This is a genomic window from Halomonas sp. RT37 (assembly GCF_040070525.1).
GTDB lineage: Bacteria > Pseudomonadota > Gammaproteobacteria > Pseudomonadales > Halomonadaceae > Halomonas > Halomonas litopenaei.
The window spans coordinates 2,870,113-2,892,788 of the sequence record NZ_CP098827.1 but is presented as its reverse complement, the minus strand read 5'-3'; the positions used below and the strand labels follow the sequence as shown (position 1 = coordinate 2,892,788).

17 protein-coding genes are annotated in these 22,676 nt (G+C 63.8%); 12 read left to right on the top strand and 5 right to left on the bottom strand.

Translation table 11 applies throughout. The annotated features are described in order from the left end of the window. Nucleotides 1–21: 21 nt before the first annotated feature. The 6 genes from NFG58_RS12370 (at nt 22) to NFG58_RS12345 (ending at nt 6,950) form a co-directional block, all read left to right on the top strand. Nucleotides 22–1,008 carry an ATP-grasp fold amidoligase family protein gene (locus NFG58_RS12370; RefSeq protein WP_348826598.1) on the top strand — a complete coding sequence of 329 codons (987 nt, stop codon included), beginning with the start codon at nt 22–24 and terminating at the stop codon, nt 1,006–1,008. Beyond that, complete coding sequence (locus NFG58_RS12365; RefSeq protein WP_348826597.1) at nt 992–1,939, top strand: ATP-grasp fold amidoligase family protein; 948 nt, start codon at nt 992–994, stop codon at nt 1,937–1,939. Before NFG58_RS12370 ends, NFG58_RS12365 begins: the two co-directional genes overlap by 17 nt. A gap of 30 nt (nt 1,940–1,969) precedes the next feature. Next, complete coding sequence (locus NFG58_RS12360; RefSeq protein WP_348826596.1) at nt 1,970–2,893, top strand: glycosyltransferase family 2 protein; 924 nt, start codon at nt 1,970–1,972, stop codon at nt 2,891–2,893. Between the two features lie 144 nt (nt 2,894–3,037). Further along, nucleotides 3,038–4,150: a glycosyltransferase gene (locus tag NFG58_RS12355; protein ID WP_348826595.1), complete on the top strand. Its 1,113-nt coding sequence runs from the start codon at nt 3,038–3,040 to the stop codon at nt 4,148–4,150. Nucleotides 4,151–4,292: 142 nt separating this feature from the next. Further along, the gene (locus NFG58_RS12350; RefSeq protein ID WP_348826594.1) at nt 4,293–5,516 is read left to right on the top strand and encodes a glycosyltransferase; all 1,224 of its coding nucleotides are present in this window, start codon (nt 4,293–4,295) and stop codon (nt 5,514–5,516) included. Nucleotides 5,517–5,756: 240 nt separating this feature from the next. Then, nucleotides 5,757–6,950, top strand: coding sequence for a DegT/DnrJ/EryC1/StrS aminotransferase family protein (locus tag NFG58_RS12345; RefSeq protein WP_348826593.1), 1,194 nt, complete (start codon nt 5,757–5,759; stop codon nt 6,948–6,950). A 352-nt stretch (nt 6,951–7,302) separates the two neighbouring features. On the opposite strand, the gene tviB is transcribed toward NFG58_RS12345, so the two are convergent. After that, entirely contained in the window at nt 7,303–8,589 is a 1,287-nt protein-coding gene (gene tviB, locus NFG58_RS12340; RefSeq protein ID WP_348826592.1) for a Vi polysaccharide biosynthesis UDP-N-acetylglucosamine C-6 dehydrogenase TviB, read from the bottom strand. A 36-nt stretch (nt 8,590–8,625) separates the two neighbouring features. Further along, nucleotides 8,626–10,596, bottom strand: coding sequence for a nucleoside-diphosphate sugar epimerase/dehydratase (locus NFG58_RS12335; RefSeq protein ID WP_348828134.1), 1,971 nt, complete (start codon nt 10,594–10,596; stop codon nt 8,626–8,628). 609 nt (nt 10,597–11,205) lie between these two features. On the opposite strand from NFG58_RS12335, the gene NFG58_RS12330 reads away from it, so the two are divergent. Next, nucleotides 11,206–12,219 (top strand): NAD-dependent epimerase, encoded by a 1,014-nt coding sequence (locus tag NFG58_RS12330; protein WP_108132848.1) that lies wholly within the window; start codon nt 11,206–11,208, stop codon nt 12,217–12,219. Between the two features lie 3 nt (nt 12,220–12,222). After that, nucleotides 12,223–13,497: an O-antigen ligase family protein gene (locus tag NFG58_RS12325; protein WP_348826591.1), complete on the top strand. Its 1,275-nt coding sequence runs from the start codon at nt 12,223–12,225 to the stop codon at nt 13,495–13,497. Between the two features lie 195 nt (nt 13,498–13,692). On the opposite strand, the gene ppa is transcribed toward NFG58_RS12325, so the two are convergent. Further along, nucleotides 13,693–14,223 (bottom strand): inorganic diphosphatase, encoded by a 531-nt coding sequence (gene ppa, locus NFG58_RS12320; protein ID WP_348826590.1) that lies wholly within the window; start codon nt 14,221–14,223, stop codon nt 13,693–13,695. A gap of 302 nt (nt 14,224–14,525) precedes the next feature. On the opposite strand from ppa, the gene NFG58_RS12315 reads away from it, so the two are divergent. Further along, nucleotides 14,526–16,247: a bifunctional protein-serine/threonine kinase/phosphatase gene (locus NFG58_RS12315; RefSeq protein ID WP_124803706.1), complete on the top strand. Its 1,722-nt coding sequence runs from the start codon at nt 14,526–14,528 to the stop codon at nt 16,245–16,247. A 401-nt stretch (nt 16,248–16,648) separates the two neighbouring features. Here the strand turns inward: NFG58_RS12315 and NFG58_RS12310 are convergent, their stop codons facing one another. Continuing rightward, nucleotides 16,649–17,908, bottom strand: coding sequence for a 6-phosphofructokinase (locus NFG58_RS12310; RefSeq protein ID WP_124803704.1), 1,260 nt, complete (start codon nt 17,906–17,908; stop codon nt 16,649–16,651). A gap of 451 nt (nt 17,909–18,359) precedes the next feature. Here NFG58_RS12310 and mpl point away from each other — a divergent pair, with 451 nt between their 5' ends. The 3 genes from mpl to NFG58_RS12295 all read left to right on the top strand — a co-directional run bounded on the left by mpl (nt 18,360) and on the right by NFG58_RS12295 (nt 21,120). Continuing rightward, a complete protein-coding gene (mpl, locus tag NFG58_RS12305) occupies nt 18,360–19,742 on the top strand; it encodes a UDP-N-acetylmuramate:L-alanyl-gamma-D-glutamyl-meso-diaminopimelate ligase (protein ID WP_348826589.1) in 1,383 nt (460 codons plus the stop codon). After that, nucleotides 19,735–20,376 carry a flavin prenyltransferase UbiX gene (locus NFG58_RS12300; protein WP_222516574.1) on the top strand — a complete coding sequence of 214 codons (642 nt, stop codon included), beginning with the start codon at nt 19,735–19,737 and terminating at the stop codon, nt 20,374–20,376. The genes mpl and NFG58_RS12300 overlap by 8 nt, the downstream gene beginning before the upstream one ends. Before the next feature lie 120 nt (nt 20,377–20,496). After that, nucleotides 20,497–21,120 (top strand): LysE family translocator, encoded by a 624-nt coding sequence (locus NFG58_RS12295; RefSeq protein ID WP_045994175.1) that lies wholly within the window; start codon nt 20,497–20,499, stop codon nt 21,118–21,120. A gap of 93 nt (nt 21,121–21,213) precedes the next feature. Here the strand turns inward: NFG58_RS12295 and NFG58_RS12290 are convergent, their stop codons facing one another. After that, nucleotides 21,214–22,620 carry a bifunctional DedA family/phosphatase PAP2 family protein gene (locus NFG58_RS12290; RefSeq protein ID WP_348814425.1) on the bottom strand — a complete coding sequence of 469 codons (1,407 nt, stop codon included), beginning with the start codon at nt 22,618–22,620 and terminating at the stop codon, nt 21,214–21,216. Between the last annotated feature and the right edge of the window lie 56 nt (nt 22,621–22,676).

Below are 22,676 nucleotides of genomic sequence, written 5' to 3'. Positions count from 1 at the left end.
TTCTGTACAAGGGATTATCGTATGACAGGATTTCAGCGAGCCTTCGACAGGACGGAGAAGCTGGGGTGGCGATGCGCTCTGGGGGTGGTCGACCGCCTGTCGCCGCGTCTGGCGACAAGGCTGGTGCACCGGCGAGAGTACGGGCAGCGGCTCGAACTCGACGATCCCAGGGATTTCAATGACAAGCTGCAGTGGCTCAAGCTTTACGGTGATCGTCGAGGGCTTTCGCGCTGCGCCGACAAGTACGCCGTCCGACAGTTCGCCGCCGAGCGAGGCTGCGCCGTTGCCCTCAGTCGACTGATCGGCCTCTACGAAGGCGTCGATGCGATCGTCTGGGAGGAACTGCCGGCGCGCTTCGCGCTGAAGTGTACCCACGGTTGCGGCTACAACGTGATCATCGACGACAAGCGCAAGGCGGACGAGCGAGCGGTCAAGCGACGGCTGCAGCGTTGGCTGAAGGAGCGCTACGCCCGACGCTATCTTGAGTATCACTACGACGCCATTCCCCCGAGAGTGCTGGCCGAGGAGTACATCGAGACCGCTACCGGGGGAGTGCCCGTGGACTACAAGGTCTACTGCTTTCATGGTCGCCCTTGCGTGGTGCTGGTCTGCACCGACAGGGGAGGCGACATGCGTTTCGACTTCCATGATCCGGCTTGGCAACGGCTCGAGCTGAATGACCGGCAGCATCAGAGCGCCGCTGGCGTGGCCCGTCCTCGAGCGCTCGACGAGATGCTCGAACTGGCCGAGCGGCTGTCGCGGGGTTTTGTCTTCGTCCGGGTCGACTTCTACGAGCGGGAAGGGCGGGCGGTGCTCGGTGAGATGACGTTCACACCCGGGGCGAACGTATCACGGCGCTACAACGCCTACGGACAGCGCTACCTGGGCGACCTGATCGATCTGACGCAGGTGGGCCGGCGTTGCCGACACGACCGCGAAGTAACGGCAGGTCGGTCATTGAGCTTCAATGGAACCGTGCAAGGAGCGGACAATGGCGGTCATGAATGAGTGGATGGGCGCGGCCAAGTCCCGCCTGTGGACGTTGGGGATGTTGGGGCTGGACGCCTTCTCCAACGAGCAGGCGACGCGACTGATGCACCAACGCAAGACCCGGCGTCGCCTTGACCTTCGAACCCCCAGGCGCTTCGACGAGAAGCTTCAGTGGCTCAAGCTGTTTCATCGTGACCCGCTGATGGCCAGGTGCGCCGACAAGCTCGGGCTGCACGATTACGCGAGGTCCAGAGGCCAGGGTGCGATTCTCAATGATCTGCTGGGCGTCTATCGCAGTGTCGACGAGATCGACTGGGAAGCCCTGCCAGACGCCTTCGTGCTGAAGTGCAATCACGGCTGCGGCTACAACATCCTGGTGCACGACAAGTCGACCCTGGAAAGGCGCAAGGCCAGCCAGGATCTGTCGCGCTGGATGACCGAACGCTATGGGCGTCGCAAGCTCGAGTATCACTACGATCAGATCGCGCCGCGGATCTTTGCCGAGCGCCTGCTGGACAGCGGGGGGAGGGACGCGCCCCTGGACTACAAGGTCTACTGCTTCAACGGCGAGCCGTTGGTGGTGCTGCTGTGCGCCTCGGACAAGGGGCAGACTCGCTACGCCTATTTCGATCGAGACTGGGGGCCGCTTGAGCTGATGGCTGCCAAGGTGCCGATCATCACCGACACTGCCGATCTGGCCCGTCCAGCTTGTCTTGAACCACTGCTCGAGTCCGCCCGCGCCTTGGCCGAGCCTTTTGCGTTCGTGCGTGTGGACTTCTACATCGAGCACGGCCGTCCCGTTCTCGGTGAGATGACCTTTACGCCCTCGGCCAACATGGACAATGGCTACAGCGATGAAGGGCTCGATTACCTTGGCTCGCTGCTTCGGCTTCCGCAGGAGCGCCCAGCAGGGCGATCCGACGGTGGCAAGGTCGCGGCTCCCAGGTAAGTCAGGGCCGAACCGTCAGGAGGGAAACCTATGCAGGTCTCGGTGGTGATACCGACCTACAATAGCGCCGCTTTCGTCGAGCGAGCCCTGCTGTCCGTGGTAAGCCAGACCGAAGGGTTGAGCCACGAGATCCTGCTGGTGGACGACTGTTCGGATGATCGTGAGGCGCTCTCGCGGCTGGTGCAGCGATACGAAGCCGTCAGGCTGATCGAGAAGCCTGCCAGGTCCAACGCCGCCGTGTCCCGCAACCGGGGACTCGAGGAGAGCCGTGGGGCTTTCGTTTTCTTTCTGGACTCCGATGATGCACTGGCACCAGGGGCACTCAAGCGCCGCATGGCCATGCACCGCGATAGCGGCGCCGGCGTCATCTTTGGTAACTATCTCGCGCGCCTCGCCGACGCCTCCCACCTGAGCGCGTCGCGACTTCCGGCCTACCGCGGCGGCGACATGCGTCACTACCTGTTCGTGGAGCGTGGAGACGTGCGTTCTTCCACCCTGTCGCTGTGCAAGGCCTTTTGGCAGGGGACGCGCTTCGATGACGCGACGCGCAAGCACCAGGACTGGGTCTTCGCCATTCGCGCCTTTCACCAGGGCGAGCGTCTACTGTTCGACCCGCAGCCGACCGCAGTCATGGACGTGACGCGCCAGGGCCGCATGAGCTCCAGCGCCAATCTGGATGCCAGTCGTTACGTGGTCAAGCGCTACCTGTGTCAGGACCATCATCGCAACGCCTTTTCCCGACGCCAGTGGTTGTCCAGCCTGAGCAGACGAGACCTTACCGCCTGCCGCTTTCAGGTGGAGATATTCACCCCTGGAAACTGGCGCGAGCGGCGGGATCTCGCGCTATTTCGATTGGCCAGTCACCCAGTGCTGATCGGAGCTGCCTCCGCGCTGTTGACGTTGGCGCTGAGGTTGAGGCGCCTGGGCTCCCGATCGAGCGCGATGCAGCGTTAAGTCTCCCTTGAGACGCCATCGCGCTCGTTCAAGCCCGCCCGACCATTGGTCATGCTTGAACGAAGAGCAAAGGAAAAGGACGCCATGCAAAGCCCTGTTCGAAGTCCTGTTGGAAGCCCTATTCGAAGCGCTATTCGAAGTCCTATGCAAAAGATTGCCTTGTTTCTGCCGTCGCTGCGGGGCGGCGGCGCGGAGCGGGTCATGGTGCTGCTCGCCAATGGCTTCGTCGCGGCCGGTCATGAGGTCGACCTGGTGACCGCCAGCGACGAGAACGTCTACCAGGCGGAAATCGCCCCCGGCATCCGCCACTTCAGCCTGGGCGCCTCCAGGGTCGCCAGCAGTCTGCCTGCGCTGGTGCGCTATCTGAAGCGCGAACGGCCCGCTGCCCTGTTGTCGGCGATGGGCCACGCCAACGTGGTGGCGGTGGCGGCGCGGGCGCTGGCCCGCCTCGACTGTCGACTGGTGGTGACCGAGCACACCAACTACTTTGCAGTGACCGCCAGAAACACCGGCTTCAATGCCCGGGTGATGCGGCGGCTGATGCGCCATGCCTATCTGCGAGCCGACGCCGTGGTGGCGGTCTCCCAAGGTGTCGCCGATGACCTGGCCAGAGGCCTGGCGCTGGACCCTTCTCGGATCGAGGTCATCTTCAATCCCATCGTCGACAAGCGGCTGGTGCAGCTCGCCGAGTCGTCGGTGGAGGATATCGGCGAAGTCGGCATCGTCGCGGTGGGACGCTTGATCGAGCAGAAGGGTTTCGACGTGCTGATCGACGCTCTGGCACGCCTGCGTCAGCGCCATGAGCACCGAGAGGTGCGACTGACGATTCTCGGCGAAGGACCGCTGCGAGACACGCTGCTTGACCAGGCGCATCGCCTCGGGGTGGCCGACGCCGTATCGCTGCCCGGGTTCGTCGACAATCCTTTTGTGTATATGCGCAAGGCCCGGGTCTTCGCGTTGTCGTCCTACGCCGAGGGGTTGCCTAGCGTGCTGATCCAGGCGATGGCCTGCGGCACCCCGGTGGTAGCGACTGACTGCCCCTCGGGCCCTCAGGAAATTCTCGAGGGCGGGCGCTGGGGGCGGCTGATTCCCATGGGCGACAGCGAAGCGCTTGCAGACGCGCTCGACGAAGTGCTGGCGCGTGACGAGCATCCATCGGTTCACCAGCGCGCCGCCGACTTTGGCGCCGAACTGGCCGTCGAGCGCTACCTTGTTCGCCTGAACAGCGGCGTATCGTCGATGGCGTCGCAGGGCTGAGTTCTGGTGCGCCTGCGCAAGGCTCTGTGCTCGGGCCATCCGCGGCAAATCTCGGCCACCGCCATTTCCGTGGCACCTCTGCGTTTTCCCTGAGCGACTGCGTTGTTGTCGCTTTCTTGCCCATCACAGGATGTGTCTGCCCATGTCTGTGCGCGTACTTCATGTCATCACCGGACTCGGTACCGGTGGCGCGGAGCGAAATCTCTACAATCTGCTGGCCGCAGGCGTCAGTGCCCCGGACGAGGTCGCAGTGATCGCCCTGATGGACGAGGGTAGCTACGGGCCACGTATTCGCGAGCTGGGCATCGAGGTCCATGCTCTTGGCATGCGCCAGGGAATTCCCGCGCCCTGGACCCTGCCTCGTCTGGGTGCTCTGGTGCGACGTTTCGCCCCTGACGTCATTCAGGGCTGGATGTACCACGGCAACCTCATGGCCAGCATGGCGGCTCGCCTGTGCCGCCAGCGGCCGGCGGTGAGCTGGAACGTGCGCCAGTGCCTCTACCAGATCGAGCGCCACAAACCATTGACCCGGTGGGCCATTCGCGCCAACCGACGGCTCTCGGGCGGGCCCGGGGCGATCGTCTTCAACAGTCGCCTGTCTCGGCGGCAACATCGCGACTTCGGCTTCCGCGATGACGCAGCACTGGTCATTCCCAACGGCTTCGATACCGCCGCCGTGGCGCCGGATTCGGCCAGCCGGCAACACGTGCGGAAGCGTCTGGGCTTTAACGATGAACAATGGGTGGTGGGGCATGTGGCCCGATGCCACCCGATCAAGGATCATCCCAATCTGTTGCGGGCCTGCGTCACCGTCGCCGAACGAATGCCTCAGGCGCGCTTTCTGGTGGTCGGTCGTGGCGTCGATTTCGATGCGCCGGAGCTGGCGGGCATCGTGCCGGACGAGTACCGCTCGCGCTTCTTGCTGACGGGTGAGCGAGACGACGTGGGCGAGCTGATGCAGGCGATGGATGTGTTCTGTCAGAGTTCATGGCTCGAGGCCTTCCCCAATGCCCTTGCGGAGGCCATGGCCTGCGAACTGAGCTGTGTGGCGACCGACGTCGGTGACAGCGACTACATCCTCGGTACCAGCGGACGCATCGTGCCACCACGAGATAGCCAGGCCCTCGCCCGGGCCTTGCTGGAAGCCTTGAACGAACCTGCCGACAGGCGCCGGGAACGGGGACGAGAGGCAAGAGAGCGCATCGTGAGCGAGTTCGGTCTTGCTCAGGTGGTTGAGCAGTATCGGCAGTTGTACCAGCGGATCGGCCTTCCGGCGCAGGTCGGTAGTCTGCCGTCTGCACCGTCCTCAGAAGCATCGTCCGAACCAGCTTCCGAAACAGCTTCTGAAGCATCGACTCGACCATGAGTCACGCCACGTGCGCTGAGTGGGAGCGAGTTTACGATAGCGTCCCATCTCCTTAGGCTCTGTCCGAAAAGTCGGCGAGCGAAGGTTAGACAAGGCAAAAATCGGTGAGACAGCGCAGTTTACAGGGTGTAAATGAGCATGTTGATCCGATTTTTAACGCCGTATTACCGAGCGTAGGCACTTTTCAGACAAGCCCTAGCCGGTGGTACACCGACAAGACCTCCGTAGAGAGAAGCCCCTATGCTCAATGGCCCCTTCGCACCCTGGCCCTGCTTCGATGAAGGCGACGCCGAGGCGGTATCGCACGTGCTGCTGAGTCAACGCGTCAACTACTGGACCGGCGACGAGGGCCGCGAGTTTGAGCGCGAATTCGCCGCCTGGACAGGCGCCCACCACGCTGTCGCCGTAGCCAACGGCACCCTGGCGCTGGATCTGGCGCTGCATGCCCTGGATATCGGACCAGGGCATGAGGTGATCGTGACCCCCAGGACCTTCCTGGCGTCGGTGTCGGCCATCGTCAATGCGGGCGCTACCCCGGTGTTTGCCGACATCGAGCGTGACTCTCAGAACCTGTCGGTCGCCAGCGTCGAGGAGTGCCTGAGCCCACGCACCCGCGCCATCGTCGCCGTCCATCTGGCGGGCTGGCCCTGTGACATGGATGCCCTCGGTGAACTGGCGCAGACCTTTGGTCTTTCGATCATCGAGGACTGCGCCCAGGCACACGGTGCGCGCTATCGTGGCCGCAGCGTCGGCACCTTCGGTGATGTGGCGGCCTGGTCATTCTGTCAGGACAAGATCATGACCACCGGCGGGGAAGGGGGCATGGTCACCACCGACGACCCTGGGCTGCACCGGCGTATGTGGGCCTACAAGGACCACGGCAAGAGCTGGGAAGCGGTCCATGAGCGGGCCCACCCGCCGGGGTTCCGCTGGCTGCACGACAGTTTCGGTACCAATTGGCGGATGACCGAGATGCAGGCGGTGCTGGGAAGACGCCAGCTCGCGCGCATGGCTCAGTGGAGTCAGCGCCGCCGCGCCAATCTTTACGCCATTCTCGACGCCGCAGATCGCTGTCCGGGACTGCGGGCTCCGCGTCCGCCCGAACACATCGTCCATGCCGGCTACAAGGCCTATGTGTTTGTCCGTCCCGAACGCCTGGCCGAGGGCTGGAGCCGCGACGCCATCATGCAGTGTCTCAATGCCCAGGGAGTGCCCTGTTTCAGTGGCAGCTGCTCCGAGGTCTACCGGGAACGCGCCTTCGACAACACTCCCTGGCGCCCGTCGCGGCCGTTGCCGGTGGCCAGGGAACTGGGAGAGACCAGCCTGATGCTGCTGATCCATCCGACCCTGACCGAGGAACAGATGGACAAGACCTGTCGGGTGCTCGAGGAGGTCATGGCGCGGGCAACGCAGCCTGCACTCTGTCCCGAGTGACGTTGTCGCTGTGGGGCTGTCGACGTCAGTCTGTTGAGCCTGTGGAACCTGTTGAGCGTGGCCGCGGCTACGCCTCTGGAAAAACCGCAATGGGCAGGGCCTTCGGGTCCTGCCCATTGCGTTTCTGGGGTACCAATTTCGCTGTCTGCCGGGCACCTATTGCGCCTGCACCGCCGCGGCGATCGGCCAGGCGGCAGCGGAAGGAAGGAAAGGAGGAAGGAAGGCAAGGCGATGGCCGCTGCAGATGCCCCAGGCGTGGCTACGGACGCTAGAGGCGCCGATACAGATGCCCAGGCGTAGCTAAGGATGCTAGAGGCGCAGATACAGATGTCCCCAGGCGCAGCTACAAAGGCTAGAGGCGCAGATCCGCCGCGCCCTTGGGCAGCAGATACTTGAGGTCATACAGCACGTGTTCCGGCTTGCCCCAGCCGCGGATTCGCTCGACCCCGATATCACGGAATTCGTGGTGAGCGACGGCGATGATGACGGCGTCGTAGGCGCCGGGTTCCGGTTCGTCGACAGGGCGAAGGCCAAAGGCGGCCACCGCCTCGTCACGGTCCACGTGGGGGTCGAGCACGTCCACCGCCACGTTGAACTCGCGCAGCTCGTCGATGATATCGATGACACGGGTATTGCGCAGGTCCGGGCAGTTCTCCTTGAACGTCAGGCCCATGATCAGTACCCGGGCATCCTGCACATGGATGCGTCGCTTGGCCAGGCACTTGATCAACTGATTGGCCACGTAGGCGCCCATGCCGTCATTGATACGGCGGCCGGACAGGATGACCTCGGGATGGTAGCCAACCTGCTGCGCCTTGTGGGTCAGATAGTAGGGGTCCACGCCGATGCAGTGCCCGCCCACCAGGCCAGGACGGAAGGGCAAGAAGTTCCATTTGGTGCCGGCGGCTTCCAGCACCTCTTCGGTGTCGATGCCCAGACGCTCGAAGATGATGGACAGCTCGTTGATCAAGGCGATGTTGACGTCGCGTTGGGTGTTCTCGATGACCTTGGCGGCCTCGGCCACGGTTATCGAGCTGGCCCGGAAGGTGCCGGCGGTGATGACCGAGGCGTAGAGCTCATCGACGAAGTTGGCGCTGGCCGGCGTCGAGCCGGAGGTCACCTTGCGGATGTTGGTGACCCGATGCTCGCGATCACCGGGATTGATGCGCTCGGGGCTGTAGCCGGCGAAGAAGTCGCGGTTGTAGCGCAACCCGGACAGCTTCTCGATGACCGGGATGCACTCGTCTTCGGTGGCGCCGGGGTAGACCGTCGACTCGAAGATCACGATATCACCCTTGGCAATCACCCTGCCCACCGTGGCACTGGCCCCCAGCAACGGTGTCAGGTCGGGATTGTGCTGGGCGTCGATCGGGGTGGGGACCGTGACGATGTAGACATTGGCGTCGGCCAGCCTGGCCGGCTGATAGGTGAAACTCAGCAGCGGCGCCAGGTTCAGCTCGCCTGGTGTCACTTCTCGCGTGGTATCGATACTGTCGTGCAACTGAGCGATACGCTCGGCACTGATATCGAAGCCCAGAGTGGGGTAGCGCTTGCCGAATTCGACCGCCAGCGGCAGGCCGACATAGCCAAGCCCGATGACCGCGATGCGTGCCTTGTCCAGCGTCAGTGAATGTTCCATGGGGGCCTCGTGTCAGCAGAACCTGGGGGATCGGCGCTAGAGTGGCTTTGCCGCAAGCGCAAGGGGGGCAGGATTGGGGTCTGCGGCGCCAGCGAGTCGTCGTGTCGGTGAGGCTGGCTGGGCCATGTGCTGGCGCCAGACAAGATCGGCGATACCCCCAGTGGGGCTGTAACCGGTGGGCGGCAGACGCAGCAGTTCCCTCACGCGCTCGAGTTCAGCGCTGTCCAGTGCCGAGCGCAGTTGCTCCAGGTAGGGGGCCAGTTGCGACCAGGACCAGTAGCCTTCGTTGGCGGTCATGATCCGAGGGTGCTCCGAGGGCTGGTCGTTCTGTCCGATCAGCAACTCCTCGTAGAGCTTTTCGCCAGGACGTAGTTGGGTGAAGACGATGTCGATTTCGCCATGGGGGTTGTCGGCCGTGCGAGGCTCCAGTCCCGACAGCCGAATCATCTGCCTGGCGAGATCGAGAATCTTCACCGGTTGCCCCATGTCCAGCACGAACACGTCTCCCCCCTGGCCCATGGCGCCTGCCTGTATGACCAGTTGCGCCGCTTCCGGGATGGTCATGAAGTAGCGGGTGATCTCGGGATGGGTCACGGTGACCGGGCCACCTTGTTGAATCTGGCGCCGGAACAGGGGAATCACCGAGCCGGAAGAACCCAGCACGTTGCCGAAGCGCACCATGCAGAAGCGGGTAGTCGACGATTGCTCTGCCAGCGCCTGACAGACCAGCTCGGCGAGGCGCTTGCTGGTGCCCATGACGTTGGTGGGGCGCACCGCCTTGTCGCTGGAAATCAGCACAAAGGTCGATACCCCACTGTCGATGGCCGCTCGCGCAGCGGCCAGGGTGCCAAAGGTATTGTTCTTGAGGCTTTCGACCATGTTGTGCTCGACCATGGGCACATGCTTGTAGGCGGCGGCATGGTAGATGGTGTCCACCTTGAAGCCCTGCAGGATGATGCGAAGACGCTTCTGATCCTGGATCGTGCCGAGAAATGGCTTCAGCTCAACAGCAAGGCTCAGGCTGTCCAGGAACCCCAGAAGCTCCTGTTCGATCTGGTACAGCGAGTACTCGCAGCTATCGAAGAGCAGCAGTTGGCGTGGACGTTGAGCCAGTATCTGTCGGCACAATTCCGACCCGATCGAGCCGCCGGCACCGGTCACCATGACCACCTGGTCGCGGATATTGGCGTCCATCAGATCCTGTCGCGGGGGGACCGGGTCACGGCCCAGCAGTTCTTCGACACTGACGTCACGAATATCTTCGATCTTCGCTCTGCCCTGCACCACATCATCCAGGCGTGGAATGGTCTGGATCGTGATATTGAGGGGGTCCAGTGACGCCACTATCTCCTGGCGACGTCTGCGTCTGGCACTGGGAATGGCGAGCAGGATCTTTTCGATGTTTAGGCGCTCGACCAGCTCTGCAATATGACGAGGAGAGTGGACCTCGAGACCTTCGACATGGGTACCCTCCATGCCGCGCCAGTCATCGACGAAGGCCACCGGGAGGTAGTCACTTCCCTGGCGAAGAGAGGCCACCAGCTTGCAGCCTGCAGAGCCCGCACCATAGATAAGCACCCTGGGCTTGTCCTTCATCAGACGATGCTGGTAGAGGCTTCTCAGGGCAAAACGCGTGCCGCCGGTCAGCAGCAGGCTGAGCAGGAAATAGTCGAAAAGGACACCTGCAGGAAGCGGGGAGAATATCGCGCGGCCAAGCAGGTCAAGCACCAGCGTCGAGGTGGCGACGCCAATGAACAGGGTCACGATAGCGCGGCTTCCGACGTATCTGAGTACGGCGCGATAGAGGCCTAGCTTGATAAAGACGACCAGGGATATCGCCGTGACAAGTACGTTCAAGGCGTAGGCGGAAGGGGCGCGCACAAAAGCGCCAAAAAGCCCGTTGATAGCCATGGATACGACGAGGCTGGTCTCGATAAGCATGATATCGGCGACGAGCTGAAATATCCTTTTCTTGCGACGAGGGAGTCGCAAGGCGGCTTCGATCATGTTGCCCATGGTAGGGATCCCCTGCTTGGAAAATCGTCCATATTTTAGGATTTTGTTTGGACGAATGTGCTGTTTCCTCGTTGTCTGGATTGGCTTTGCGACGTGCTATTCCTTTCCTGCATCATATCTGCATTGAAATATTTCACCAGCGTCAAAAAACTCCTATTGGTTGATGGTTTTGATAATTGGTTGACGAGATTTAGAGAAGTCATTTTTATGCGTGAAATTAGTGGTGTGCGTATGATGTGAGGGTATGAAATGAGTCACGTCATGGCGGCGAAATTCTTAGATGTCCAAGGGAAATGTGCTCCTCCTCCATTGAAGTCAATGCAAAGGTGTTGATAATGGCGGGTATGCAGGGGTTTCGTAAGATTTACTGTGCAGGAAGTTAAAAAGTGTGCAGTTGTAGTCTGTTGGTGGGAGGAGAAACGCGGTTGATTGATACGGCAAATATTATTAGAGACTTTGCCGTAGAGCATTAGATATTGATCAGTCGTCGGACTAGTGAAGCCCTGTTGGTGTTCGGTTCAGGGCGTCTACAGTACGGCGGTCAAACGTGGCGAGAGTGCCGTGGACGGATCTTGCCAGCACCATGGGAGTAGGGAACAGATGAAGGTGCTTGTTACCGGGATGGCAGGGTTCATCGGCTCGACGCTGGCCGCACGTCTGGCCCGTGACGGGCTTGAGGTAGTCGGTGTGGACAACCTCAATGACTACTACGACGTGTCCTTGAAGAAAGCGCGGCTGGCACGTCTCGAAAAGCTGCAGAACGTACGTTTCGTGCGGCTGGATCTGGCCGATCGCGAGGGTGTCGACCGGCTGTTTGCCGACGAGCGCTTCGATCGTGTCGTGCACCTGGCGGCACAGGCGGGGGTAAGGTACTCCTTGACCCATCCCCACGCCTACGTGGATGCCAACCTGGTGGGGCATCTCAATGTGCTCGAAGGATGCCGGCACCAGCAGGTAGAGCACCTGCTCTATGCCTCGTCCAGCTCTGTCTACGGCATGAATCAGGTGGTGCCCTTCGCCACACGCGACAATGTCGACCATCCTGTCAGCCTCTACGCCGCGACCAAGAAGGCCAACGAGCTGATGGCGCACACCTACTCCCACCTCTACGGATTGCCGACCACCGGACTCAGGTTCTTCACCGTCTACGGCCCCTGGGGGCGACCGGACATGGCGATGTTCCTGTTCACCAAGGCGATCCTCGAAGGTCGTCCGATCGACGTCTACAACCACGGGGAGATGTCGCGGGACTTTACCTATGTGGACGACATCGTCGAGGGCATCGTGCGCTTGCTGGAAGTGGTCCCCAGCGCGGACCCCGACGCCGGCGTGGTCGACGACTCACCGGATCGCAGCAGTGCACCCTACGCGCTTTACAACATCGGACACGGTAGCCCGGTGGGGCTGATGGACTTTATCCACGCCATCGAGGCGGCACTGGGGCGCAAGGCCGAGTACAACTTCCTGCCAATGCAACCGGGCGATGTTCCTCGGACCTGGGCCGACACCACTGCACTGTATCGCGCTACCGGCTATCAGCCGCGCATCGGGGTCGAGGAGGGCGCGGCTCGATTCGTCGACTGGTATCGCTCCTATCATGGCATTGTCGCCTGAGCCATGCGCACGCCGCCGGGTGTGGCAAGGCACTATCGAGGATGGCCGGCGCAGTCCTCGTCGGCGACCCAGGGGCTGGCACTGTTCGTCTTCCTGTCCAGTCTGCTGACGCTACCCTGGGCGTATCGGTTCACCGGAATGCTGCTGGTGTCACTGGCGGCGATGGCGGTGCTGGTGCGGCGCAGCCTTCCCCGGGACGCCGAGTCCCTTGCATGGGTGGCAATGCTGGCGCTTTTCGGTTGTCAGCTGGTGTTGGACGCGGGGCGTAGCGGGCCGCCCCTGGCGCGTTATAGCGTGCCGTCACTGCCCTGGTGGCCCTGGCTTGGGCTGCTTTTGTTATTGGCATGGCGTGCCAGGCCTCCCTCGCTTTACTGGTGGTGGCGTGGGATTACCCTGGGGGCGGTGCTATCCGGGCTGAAGGCGCTGTATGACCGACTGATCGAGGATGAGCGTCGGGCTGGAGATCTGATCAACGCCATTCCCTTTGGTAATCTCAGCCTGGTGCTCGGGGTGCTCAGCCTGGTGTGGTGGCTCGACAACGTCAGTGAACGGCGGCGCGGCCTGTTCCTCTGGTGGGCGGCGCTGGGAGCGGTGATGGGGCTGCTTGGCTCGCTGCTGTCCGGCACCCGGGGCGGCTGGCTGACCCTGCCGCTGGTGATGCTGGTGCTGGTCCTGCGTCACGGCCGGCGGGCGCGCCTCTATTGGTCGACGCTTACACCCCGCCGGCGCTTCGCCATCCGGATGACCGCCACCCTGGCGATCGGCGTGGCGACCCTGGTGGCACTGCCTCGGCTGTGGGCACTGGCCGAGGATATCGTCCTGCTATGGCGCCAGGGGGCCGTCGACACCAACGCGGGCTTGCGCTGGCATCTGTGGGGCATCGCTGGCGAGGCGTTCGCAGCCAGGCCCCTCTGGGGCTGGGGAGAGGATGGTCTGGTCGCCTGGCTCGAGACACTGGTCGCGGCGGGCCGGCTGCCCGAGGGCATGGCCGGAATCGGGTTCCAGCTTCACAGTGACGTGCTGGACACCGCCGCTCGACGTGGCCTTGCGGGGGTGGCGCTGCTGCTGCTGTTCTATGGGATTCCGTTGGCGAGCTTTGTGCGTCGCCTCGATCATGGCGATGGCCAGTGTCGTGTGCTCGCCCTGTCCGGCGCGCTGATCGTGGTGATGTATGCGGGGTTCGGCCTGACCCAGACGATGTTTCGTGACCCCCATACCTTCAGCGCCTATCTGGTGATGTGCACCGCCTGCTTTGCCCTGCTGAGAACGCGAGGCTGAACTCCCGGGCGCTCGAGGACCGCAGCAGCAGCCGTTGATGCGCAGGCGGAAGAGCGCAGCGTCCAGCCCGCCAGACAGGCACAGTAACAGGCACAGCAAAAAAGCCGCCCGAATCCGGGCGGCTTTTTTTGACGCTTCCCCAGGACCAGGCGTGGCCTGGGGAAGCAACCGTCGCTGGCGCGTCTGCGCCGAGGCTTAGGCCTTGGCGTAGGCGGCGGCGGACTTTTCGATGGCCTTGCGGGCGGCCTCGACACCTTCCCAGGATTCCACCTTGACCCACTTGCCCTTCTCGAGATCCTTGTAGTTCTCGAAGAAGTGGGCGATCTGCTGACGCAGCAGCTCGGGCAGATCGGTGACCTCCTGAACATCGTCGTAGAGGCTGGACAGCTTGGGGTGCGGGACGCACACCAGCTTGGCGTCTTCGCCGGCTTCGTCGGTCATGTTGAGGATGCCCACCGGACGGGCGCGGATGACACTGCCGGGTGCGACGGGGTAGGGGGTGACCACCAGGGCATCCAGGGGGTCGCCGTCGTCTGCCAGGGTGTGCGGAATGAAGCCGTAGTTGGCCGGGTAGAACATCGGCGTCGCCATGAAGCGGTCGACGAGCAGGGCACCCATGTCCTTGTCAATTTCGTACTTCACCGGGGCGTGATTGGCGGGAATCTCGATGGCGACGAAGAGGTCGTTGGGGAGTTCCTTGCCGGCGGGGATGTTGTCGAAGTTCATGCTCGCGTCCTTCGTTGGGCGGATGTCCGCCTGGGCGGCGGAAAAAAATCCGTCGGATTATACGAACCCCATGACGGGATTACCAATATGGTGGGCGTATCTTGACGCGCTGCAACAAGGCGCGCAAGACAACCATGGGACGAGACGGCGGGGTGAGGTGCCACCAAAGCACAGTAAACAAAGCCAAAGGCGACTTGTCAGGCATATCAGGGATTCGGTGTGTATCATACCGCCGGTGAAGGCGTCGGCCCACTGGCCCACGTCTTGTCGCGTCATCAACGCTGGAGTCACAGGAGGTGATCTTGGCCACCGCACGTCTCGCTCTGAGTTATGGGCAAGCCTTTGTGGCGCCCGAACGCCATCGGCAGCGCAGTTCGATGTCGGTGCGCCTGCCGGAAGAGGGCGAGCCCAAGGGCGCCTGCGCGCTGATCAGCGATTCAGCCTCAGGCCATGCCCTGGCCAAGCAGGCGGGAGATCTCAGCGTGCGCGGATTTCTCAACGACTACTACGCGACTCCGGCGCACTGGACCATCAAGGCGTCGGCCCAGCGAGTGATGCGTGCGCTCAACGCCTGGTGTCATGGCATGACCCGCCAGATGGAGGACGGCAGCTATGTGTCGTCGTTGTCGACGGTGGTGTTCAAGGACCGTGGCGCGCACCTCTTTCATGTAGGTGACACCCTGGTGTTTCGGCTTCGGGGAGCCGAGTTCGAGCAGTTGAGCCGCGACCACGTCACCGACCTGGGGGGCTATCGCTACCCGGCCAGGGCGCTGGGCATGGATGTCGGCATCGACATCGACTATTCGGAGTGGCCGCTGAAGCAGGGGGACATCTTTCTGTTCACCACCCAGGGGGTGCGTGGGACCCTGATGCCCTCCGACTATGTGCGGCTGATTCGCGAAGATGCCAGTGACCTGGACGCGGCCTGTGAGCGCCTGGCCGAGGCGGCAAGCTCCAGGGCTCGTGAGCGGGGCTACGGTAGTGATCCCTTCTGCTTTCAACTGGTCCGGGTGGATGAACTGCCTGATGCGGCCAGCGACGCTCCCAGTCGGCTGTACGGGGATCTGCCGATTCCCCCCGAGCTTGCGGTGGGTGACCAGATCGACGGACTGGTGGTGGAAGCGGTGATGTCACGCACCGCCCACTCACGGGTCTACCGGGTGCGCGATGTGGATACCGAGCGGGTCTGTGTGCTCAAGGCGCCAAGTCCTGAACTGTCCAATCGAAACGCCTACCTGGAGCACTTCCTGCTTCAGCAGTGGGTGGTGGAGAGGGTTCACTCGCCCTTTGTGGTCAGCGTGGTCGAGCCTTCCCGGTCCCGCCGCCATCTCTACTACCTGATGCGTTACGTCGATGGCATGACCTTGAGCGAGTGGGTCGCGCGCTATCCGCGTGCCAGTCTCGGTCAACGACTCGACATCGCGCTGCAGCTGGGCAAGGCGCTGCAGGCGTTGCACCACCGTGACCTGATTCACCAGCAGGTTCATCCAGACAACGTCTTGATCGATGATCAGGGGCGCGTGGTACTGACCGACTTCAGTGCCTGCCATCTGCGCGATGTCGACGGGCACCGGCGCTCCCGACGGCTGGTGGCCCAGGTGGGGCTCAACGAACACAGTGCGCCCGAGTATGCGCTCGATGACGAGGTCGGCCGGCGCAGTGACCAGTACGCCCTGGCGTCCACGGTGTACTGGTTGATCAGCGGACGTCTGCCCTACGCGGTGCCGACCCATCAGCTGCGCAGTCATACCGATCTCGAGCAGTTGAGCTACCGTAGCGTGCGTCATTACCGGCCAGACGTCAGCGCGGAGCTCGACGAGGCCTTGAAGCGTGCCCTGGACCCGCAGCGATCGCTGCGTTTTCGGCGCCTGTCGGAATTTCTCTATAGCGTGCGGCCCGGTCGCCAGCAGGTGTCTGAAGCCCCCAGTCGTTCGATCCGTGCCTGGAAGGAACCCGCCAACCTGTGGCAGGCCATCGCCGGGTTGTTGCTGGTGCTGTTGATCCTGTCCTGGTGGCTACGCTAGGGCTTGTCTGAAAAGTGCCTGCGCTCGGTAATACGGCGTTAAAAATCGGCTGGTGCGCCAGCCCGGTCAAAATGCTCATTTACACCCCGTAAACTGCGCTTTCTCACCGATTTTTGCCTTGTCTAACCTTCGCTCGTCGACTTTTCGGACAGCGCCTAGGGCTTGCCTGAAAAGTGCCTGCGCTCGTCGACTTATCGGAGAAAGCCTGGGGCTTTGGTGATCCGCGAGACGGGCCCGTTGGTCTTCCTGACACACCCTGCGGCGTCAAACGAAAAGCCCCGAGGCCAGGCCTCGGGGCTTTTTTCATGCCGGCGTCGCGTCGGCTGCGTCTCGGTCGCGGTGCGTGCGTGATGCAGCGCCGGGCCGCAGCGAGCTGTGGCGCGTCTATGTTACAGACTGAGTTACAGGCTGAATTCCGGCAGACGCTTTTCAACCCGCGCGAGCTTGAGGCGCGCCATCTTCGGCAGGCCGTTCTCGAAGGGAGGGAAGTCCTCGCCCTGGATCAGCGGTGCCAGGTAGGCACGGCCGGCGTCGCTGATGCCGAAGCCATCCTCGCGGATGTACTCGCGCGGCATGAACTTCTCGCGGTTGGCAACATCGGCCAGCGGTGCCGCCTCGATCTCCCAGCGGTAGGGGTTGTCGCTGACGCGCTTGATCGCCGGCATCTGGGCGTTGTGCCCCTCGAGCGCCAGTTCCACCGCCTTGACGCCGACCGCGTAGGCCTGCTCGACGTCGGTCTTGGCGCCAAGGTGGCGCGCGGCGCGCTGCAGGTAGTCGGCAACCGCCCAGTGGTACTTGTAGCCCAGGTCCTGCTTGACCATGCCGGCCAGGGTCGGGGCCACGCCGCCGAGCTGGCGGTGTCCGAAGGCGTCGGTGTTGCCCGAGTCGGCGAGGAAGGTGCCGTCCTCGTAGCGTGCGCCCTCGGAAACCACGATCACGCAGTAGCCGTAGTTCTTGACCGCGTACTCCACACGCTCCATCACCTGGCGACGGTCGAAGGGAATCTCGGGGAAGATCACCAGGTGGGGTGGCTCACCCTCGCCCTGGCCGGCCAGGCCACCGGCACCGGCGATCCAGCCGGCGTGGCGACCCATGACCTCGAGCACGAACACCTTGGTGGAGGTGGCGCACATGGAGGCGATGTCCATGGAGGCCTCGAGGGTCGAGGTGGCGATGTACTTGGCCACGCTGCCGAAACCCGGGCTGTTGTCGGTGATCGGCAGGTCGTTGTCCACGGTCTTGGGCACGTGGATGGCGGTCAGCGGGTAGCCCATCTTCTCGGACAGCTGCGAGACCTTGAGGCAGGTGTCGGCGCTGTCGCCACCGCCGTTGTAGAAGAAGTAGCGGATATCGTGAGCCTTGAACACCTCGATCAGGCGCTCGTACTGGGTGCGATGGCTCTCGATGTCCTTGAGCTTGTAGCGACAGGAACCGAAGGCACCGCCGGGCGTGTGGCGCAGGGCGGCGATGGTGTCATCGGACTCCTGGCTTACGTCGATCAGGTCCTCGGTCAGGGCGCCGATGATGCCGTTGTGGCCGGCGTAGACCTTGCCGATGCGATCACTGTTCTGGCGGCAGGTCTCGATGACGCCGCAGGCGCTGGCGTTGATCACGGCGGTGACGCCGCCGGACTGGGCGTAGAAGGCGTTGTGCTGGGCCATGGGGCGTGGGGCTCCTGGTTCTGGATCGTGAATACGGTGAAACGAACAACGTCCCCACGCGGCGTGGCGAAGGGAAAGGATCGGTGGGCGCGTCGCGGTCGGCCAGGCCTTCGTCGGGAAGGGCTTCGCGGACTAAAGCCTTCGCGGACTAAAGCCATCGTGTGGCAAGCCATCGCGTGGCAACCATCGCCGGGACAGCGCCGGAACATGGTCGGCGATTCTAGCCCATCGGCCTGGTGCCTGCATCCGACCGGCATGCCCCGGCGCAGCCGAACGCCGACGTCGAAGTAAAACAGTGGGCGATCGGCAACAGCGACGAGGGCGTGACGCCGCCTCTGGAGGCCTTTGTCGGGGCATGCTAGGCTGCCGCCAACCTTGAGTGCCGTTGTCTGCCGGGGGCGCCGTGCGCGTCGACTCGGGGACGGGGCAGCAGCAGCGCACCGGAGGCGCCATGCATCTTCATATCGTCGGTATCTGCGGCACCTTCATGGGCAGCCTGGCGCTGTTGGCGCGGGAGCTTGGCCACCAGGTCAGCGGCTCGGATGCCAGCGTCTATCCCCCCATGAGCACCCAGCTGGAAACGGCCGGCATCGCCCTGATGCGCGGTTACGCCGCCGACAATCTGACGACGACACCGGACCTGGTGGTGATCGGCAACGCCCTGTCGCGGGGCAACCCTGAAGTCGAGGCGGTGCTCGATCGTGGCCTGTCCTACGTGTCCGGTGCCCAGTGGCTGGCCGAGCACGTGCTGCCGGGGCGCCCGGTGATCGCGGTGGCGGGCACCCACGGCAAGACCACCACGGCCAGCCTGACCGCCTGGCTGCTCGAAAGCGCTGGGCTGGCGCCTGGCTTTCTGATCGGCGGGGTGCCGAGGAACTTTGGCGTATCGGCGCGACTGGGCGGCGAGCAGGCGCCCTTTGTGGTGGAGGCCGACGAGTACGACACCGCCTTCTTCGACAAGCGCTCCAAGTTCGTTCACTACCGCCCGCTGGTCGCCATCCTCAACAACCTCGAGTATGACCACGCGGACATCTTTCCCGACCTGGCTGCCATCGAACGCCAGTTTCATCACCTGGTGCGTACGGTGCCCGGGCGTGGCCAGTTGCTGGTGGCGGACGACGCGCCGGCGCTGGACCGGGTGCTGGCCCAAGGCGCATGGACACCGGTGTCGCGCATGGGGCAGCAGCAGGACTCGGCCTGGCGCATCGAGCTAGAGCGTGACGATGCCAGTCGTTTCAGGGTGATCCAGCGGCGGCCGGACGGGGTCGACGAGGACGCCGTGGTCGACTGGGGGTTGACCGGTGACTACAACGCCCGCAATGCCCTGGCCGCCCTGGCCGCCGCCAGCGTGTTCGGCGTGGATCTGGCGCGCGGCGCCGCTGCGCTGTCGCGTTTCGAGACGCCCAAGCGTCGCCAGGAGGTGCGCGGCGAGGTCGGCGGCGTCCAGGTGATCGACGACTTTGCCCATCATCCCACCGCCATCGCGGCGACGCTGTCCGGGCTGCGCGCTTCGACCCAGCGCGGTCGCCTGCTGGCGGTGATCGAGCCGCGGTCCAACACCATGCGTCTGGGCACCCTGCGCGATCGCCTGGCGGACAGCGTGGCCCAGGCCGATCAGGTCTGGTGGTACCAGCCCGAGGGGCTAGACTGGTCGGTGGAGGCACTGGTCGAGGCCTCGCCGATACCGGCGCACCGTCGTGGCGAGATCGATGCGCTGGTCGACGATCTGGTGGCACAGGCGCGTCCCTATGATCGTATCGTGGTGATGTCCAACGGCGGCTTCGGCGGCATCCACGAGCGCCTGCTCAAGGCGCTGGAGGCCGCCCATGGCTGAAGGCTTCAAGCCCCCTGTGACCGTGGCCCTGACCGGCGCCTCCGGCGCCCAGTACGGACTGAGGCTGATCGAGGCGCTGGTGTCGGCGGGGCACGAGGTGTGGGTGATGATCTCCAAGGCCGCGCATCTGGTCATCGCCACCGAGACCGAGGTGTCGTTGCCGCCACGCCCGGCGCTGCTGGCCGAGGCGCTCAGCGAGCGGTTCTCGGCGGCCGAGGGCCAGATCCGCTGCTTTGGCCGTGAGGACTGGATGGCACCGGTGGCGTCGGGCTCCGGCGCCAGCAGTGCCATGGTGATCTGCCCGTGCTCGACGGGAACGCTGTCGGCGGTGGCCTGTGGCGCCAGCAACAATCTGATCGAGCGTGCCGCCGATGTGGCGCTCAAGGAGCGCCGCCGCCTGGTGCTGGTACCCCGGGAGACGCCGTTCTCGGCGATTCATCTGGAGCACATGCTCAGTCTGACCCGTATGGGGGCAGTGGTGTTGCCCGCAGCACCCGGCTTCTATCACCAGCCGCAGAGCATCGATGATCTGATCGACTTCATCGTGGCGCGCATCCTCAATCAGCTGGGTATCGATCATCAGCTTATGCCAAGGTGGGGCGAGGGGTCCTCCGGGTCCACCGTCGGCGACTGAGTGCGTAGCTGGCATCGTTATCACAAGACACCATCATCACCTGGCACCATCATCACCTAATACCATCATCACCTCGCGCCGTCAGACACCTCTCCAGCGCTGCTCGGGATAAGGAAATCCATGCCCAGTCTGTCCGTTCTCTCTGTGTTCGTTCCGACCTTCTTTCTGGTCTCGCTGACGCCAGGCATGTGCATGACCCTGGCCATGGTGCTGGGCATGACCCAGGGGGTGAAGCGGGCGCTGTGGATGATGCTGGGGGAGCTGGTTGGCGTGGGGCTGGTGGCCTTCTCCGCCGGTGCGGGGGTGGCGGCACTGATGCTCAAGCTGCCGGCGCTGTTTGCCTTGTTCAAGTGGCTGGGCGGGGCCTACCTGGTCTATCTGGGGTGGCTGATGTGGCGCTCACGGGGGCGCATGGCGATCCCTGACAATCTTGAGGATACCGCGCCGCCGAAGCGACGGGAGCTGGCCATGCAGGGCTTTGTCACTGCGGTCGCCAACCCCAAGGGCTGGGCCTTTTTCGTGGCATTGCTGCCGCCCTTTATCGATCCGGCGCGGCCGGTGCTGACCCAGTTGGCGGGGTTGATTCTGGTGATCCTGAGTCTCGAGTTCACCTGCCTTCTGCTGTACGCCAGCGGCGGCAAGAGTCTGCGTCACCTGCTCGCACGTGGGGGCAGTGTACGGTTGCTCAACCGAATCGCCGGGACCTTGATGATTGGTGTGGGCCTGTGGCTGGCGCTGGGCTAGGGCTTGTCTGAAAAGTGCCTGCGCTCATCGATGTCTGGACAAGGCCCCGGGCCCGCCTTGCCAGAGGTGTCGGTTCGGGGGCGTGTCACTGTCCTATACCGGCGGCAGCCACAGGATGCGTGCGCTGACCAGGGCCAGCGAGGCAAGCAGCAGCGCCGGTAATGGACACGGCGTCAGGGCCGTCCGGTCCCGCCTGAGCCAGGCCAGTTGAACCATGGCGCAGACCACCAGGCCAAGCAGGGCTCCCCCGACGAGATCGCTCAGCCAGTGCACGCCCAGCACGATGCGTGACAATGCCATGGGCACGACGATGGCGATCGCCACCCAGTAGGGCCAGAAGCGTTGGCGGCGTGGCAGCGTCTGGGCGATAAAGGCGGCCGCCATGCCGTAAAGGACCACCGCCGTCGAGGTGTGGGCGCTGGGATAGGACAGAGAGTGGGCGAGATAGTCAGGGGCATCCGGACGAAGGCGGCCGATCACCTCCTTGCCCAGGGTGTTGAGCGTGGCGATGGCAATCAGTCCAGCGCTCACGTGGCCCAGTGCCGCCCAGTGACGGCGGCTGGCCAGCCACACCAGCCAGGGCAGTGCCAATGCCGCCACGCCGAGGGTATCTCCCGCCTCGGCCAGTGTCTCGGACAGCGCCAGAAGTCCGGGTAGCTCGAGCCCGCCGATCAAGGCGTGAAGCCGCGTATCCATCATCAGCGGTCCGTCTGCCTGGAGCACGACCAGCGTCCAGGCGCTCAGCGCGGTCAGTGCACCCAGGAGCAACAGCCAACTGGCCAGGGGAGGCTCTTCCTCGTGGTGGGGGGCCAGGGCCTGCCACAGGCGCCTCCCGCCGGGCAGGTGATGGCTGAACCAGGCGAAGCTACGGTACAGCAGGCCCTGAGGCGAGGCGTGGTGGCGGACCAGCGAGAACAGCAGCGCCAGCACCGCCACGGTGACGCCGAGCGCTGTCAGCCAGGGGTGCAGGTCGTCCGGCAATGCCAGCCACTGTTGCCAGGTTCGACCCAGCAGATAACCGGGCAGGATGTAGGCCGGTGCCCACAGCAGGGCGGAGCCAAGATTGGCCCAGGTGAAGGTCGTCGGCGGCATGCGCAGAATGCCCGCCACCAGCGGCACGATGGGGCGGACCGGTCCGACGAATCGCCCCAGCAGCACTGAAAGAGGACCATGACGCTGGAAGAATCGTGCACCCCGGGCCAGCCACTCCGGGTGGTGCGACAGCGGCCACATGGCGGTGACCTGTTCACGGTAGCGATAGCCGATGGCGTAGCTGGCGCCGTCTCCCACCACGGCACCGGCAAAGGCACAGGCGATGACCCAGCCAACCGCGATGTCGTAGTGGCCGGCCAGGGAGGCGGCGGCGGTGATCAGAACGACGCCGGGCACCACCACGCCGATCAGGGCAAGCGACTCCACCAGCGCGATGGTAAAGATCAGCAGCAGCAACAGTCCGGGCGAAGGCGCCCACTGAATCAACCAGTCCCCGGCATTTCCCACCCTGTTCTCCTTTGCGTTGGGCCGTCGTGATGTTTCGGCATTCTGCCACAGTCAGG

Coding starts and splice junctions, on each gene's coding strand:
- NFG58_RS12365 (WP_348826597.1), top strand. CDS start 992: ATGGCGGTCATGAATGAGTGGATGGGCGCGGCCAAGTCCCGCCTGTGG.
- ppa (WP_348826590.1), bottom strand. CDS start 14,223: ATGAACTTCGACAACATCCCCGCCGGCAAGGAACTCCCCAACGACCTC.
- NFG58_RS12300 (WP_222516574.1), top strand. CDS start 19,735: ATGGCTGAAGGCTTCAAGCCCCCTGTGACCGTGGCCCTGACCGGCGCC.
- tviB (WP_348826592.1), bottom strand. CDS start 8,589: ATGGAACATTCACTGACGCTGGACAAGGCACGCATCGCGGTCATCGGG.
- NFG58_RS12330 (WP_108132848.1), top strand. CDS start 11,206: ATGAAGGTGCTTGTTACCGGGATGGCAGGGTTCATCGGCTCGACGCTG.
- NFG58_RS12360 (WP_348826596.1), top strand. CDS start 1,970: ATGCAGGTCTCGGTGGTGATACCGACCTACAATAGCGCCGCTTTCGTC.
- NFG58_RS12370 (WP_348826598.1), top strand. CDS start 22: ATGACAGGATTTCAGCGAGCCTTCGACAGGACGGAGAAGCTGGGGTGG.
- NFG58_RS12355 (WP_348826595.1), top strand. CDS start 3,038: ATGCAAAAGATTGCCTTGTTTCTGCCGTCGCTGCGGGGCGGCGGCGCG.
- NFG58_RS12350 (WP_348826594.1), top strand. CDS start 4,293: ATGTCTGTGCGCGTACTTCATGTCATCACCGGACTCGGTACCGGTGGC.
- mpl (WP_348826589.1), top strand. CDS start 18,360: ATGCATCTTCATATCGTCGGTATCTGCGGCACCTTCATGGGCAGCCTG.
- NFG58_RS12345 (WP_348826593.1), top strand. CDS start 5,757: ATGCTCAATGGCCCCTTCGCACCCTGGCCCTGCTTCGATGAAGGCGAC.
- NFG58_RS12310 (WP_124803704.1), bottom strand. CDS start 17,908: ATGGCCCAGCACAACGCCTTCTACGCCCAGTCCGGCGGCGTCACCGCC.
- NFG58_RS12335 (WP_348828134.1), bottom strand. CDS start 10,596: ATGATCGAAGCCGCCTTGCGACTCCCTCGTCGCAAGAAAAGGATATTT.
- NFG58_RS12295 (WP_045994175.1), top strand. CDS start 20,497: ATGCCCAGTCTGTCCGTTCTCTCTGTGTTCGTTCCGACCTTCTTTCTG.
- NFG58_RS12325 (WP_348826591.1), top strand. CDS start 12,223: ATGCGCACGCCGCCGGGTGTGGCAAGGCACTATCGAGGATGGCCGGCG.